Annotated in this window: 2 protein-coding genes and 1 riboswitch; of the genes, one reads left to right on the forward strand and one right to left on the reverse strand. The window is 70.3% G+C overall.

Translation table 11 applies throughout. From position 1 onward, the window contains the following. Positions 1–124: 124 nt before the first annotated feature. Positions 125–272, reverse strand: a riboswitch (cyclic di-AMP (ydaO/yuaA leader). A gap of 79 nt (positions 273–351) precedes the next feature. After that, positions 352–486, reverse strand: a complete 135-nt coding sequence (locus G6019_RS17630; protein ID WP_255412667.1) for a hypothetical protein — start codon at positions 484–486, stop codon at positions 352–354. 273 nt (positions 487–759) lie between these two features. Here G6019_RS17630 and G6019_RS13440 point away from each other — a divergent pair. Beyond that, positions 760–2,110: exonuclease domain-containing protein (locus G6019_RS13440; protein WP_182627793.1), on the forward strand; the 1,351-nt coding region annotated here is incomplete at its 3' end.

Here is a 2,110-nt window from a genome sequence, read left to right on the forward strand (position 1 = left end):
CGGTGCGGCGGCCGCGGTCCCGGCGCCTGCGACGGCGGCGCCTGCAGCGAGCAGTCCTGCGGTGGCGACACGGCGCCCGGTCGAGCTGGCCTTGATGCTGTGGGCTCCCACGAGAGTGATTTCCTCTTTCTTCCTGGACACCGACCGGGTTAGCTGACGGGTTCGGACACGGAAGTCTGTCCTACGCCCCGGCCTCTCGGCCGTCGGGCGATTCACCCCAGTGGAACGTGGTTCCCCGGTGCGCCGCGGTGGCGCTTTGGTGGCGACCCCGGCCCCCACCGGTGGGCGGGTGATGACTTCCGAGGTCTCGAAAAGGTTACGAAACCATCTCGCCGAAGTCCAGCCCATCCGCTAGGCGGCCGTTTCAGCACCCACGATCTCCAGGGTCGAGACCAGCCCGAGCGCCATGAGCACCTCGATCGCCGAACGCACCTCGGGCTCGAGAACATACCCGCACGACTCCTCGGATAGTGCATCTACCTGCACTTCCTCGGACAGAATCACGGAGACGACACAGTCCTCGCACCCGCTCGGCCGGGCCGGACACCGCGAGCAGTCCATCGAGAACATGATCTACATCACACTCCGTCCTGGGCGTGTTGCCCATTTGTTACCAGGCCGCGATTTGCGGCTCGGGGCAGACCGTAACGGCCGGGTACGACACCCCACCCCTACGACACCCATCCCCTGTGACGACGGACGGCGGACGGCGGGGTGCGTCGGACGTCCGTGTCGGACCGGATCGTTACCGTGTGCGCCATGCCCTGCCCCCCGACTCGAGAACTGGTCCACACCCCGGGGACCACGGGGGTCCAGGCCGCCTTCGACGAGCTCGAGCCGATGCTCTCCGAGGTGACGTTCGTCGTCGTCGACCTGGAGACCACCGGTACCCGGCCGGGAACGGATGAGATCACCGAGATCGGCGCGGTCCGGGTACGGGGTGGGGAGGTCCGGGCCGAGCTGTCCACCTTCGTCTCCATCACCGGCTCGCTGCCGGCCCACATCAGCAGGCTCACCGGGATCGCGCCCGTCGATCTCGTCGGGGCCCCTGCACTCGGTGAGGTGATGGCGACGTTCCTGGAGTTCTCCCGCGGCGCCGTACTGGTCGCCCACAATGCCCGGTTCGACCTCGGATTCCTCCGCGCGGCCGCCGAGTCGACCGGCCACCCGTGGCCCGATCCCCCGTCGGTGTGCACGCTCACGCTGGCCCGGCGCATCCTCCATCGGGGCGAAACCCGTGGGCACCGCCTCGGCGAACTCGCCTCCCATCTGGGATCCACAGTCGAGCCGAACCACCGGGCGCTCCAGGACGCCCGCGCCACCGTCGACGTCCTTCACGCACTGATCTCCAGGGTCGGTGACTGCGGGGTGTCGACGCTCACCGAGCTCCGTTCCTACGACGGACGCCTCGCCCCCGCGGTCCGGCGCCGGGCCAATCTGACCGAGACGCTCACCACCGGCCCCGGGGTCTACCTGTTCCGGGACGCGTCGGGCGGCGCGCTGTACGTGGGGTCGTCCATATCGGTCCGGCGCCGAGCCCGCTCCTACTACTCCGGAGCTGATCCACGCGGCAGGATGCGGACGATGGTCGGCCTCGCCGAGAGCGTCGAGTCGGTGCCGTGCGCACACCTCCTGGAGGCGTGGACCGTCGAGGAGCGGCTCATCGACTCTCTCCAGCCGCCCTACAACCGGCGGTCCAGGTCTCCGCGCCGAGGGTGGTGGCTCTCCCCTCCCTCGGGACGTGCGATCCGGGGGCACGTCACCCGGACCCCGGAACACCCGTTCGCCCTCGGACCCTTTGGGAGAACCGAGGACGCCAGGGCCGCGTGGCTGGATCTGGCGGAGGCCACCGGTTCGCCACCCGGCGCCGAGGAATGGGAGGCGCTGGTCACCGGCCGGGACTCCACGGCCGTCAGGGCGATGATCGACCGGGTCGACTCGCTCGCCGCGGGTGGAGCCTTCGAGCGCGCGGCCCGGCTGCGAGATCGCGCGGCGGCACTGATCCGGACCCTCACCCGGCACCAGGAGCTCTCCTCCACCGCGGGTCTACGCGAACTGGTCCTGGCCCAACCCGGGCCCGGGCGCACCTGGGCGGTGGCGGTCGTGCGTC

This window comes from Dietzia sp. DQ12-76, assembly GCF_014145045.1.
Lineage (GTDB): Bacteria > Actinomycetota > Actinomycetes > Mycobacteriales > Mycobacteriaceae > Dietzia.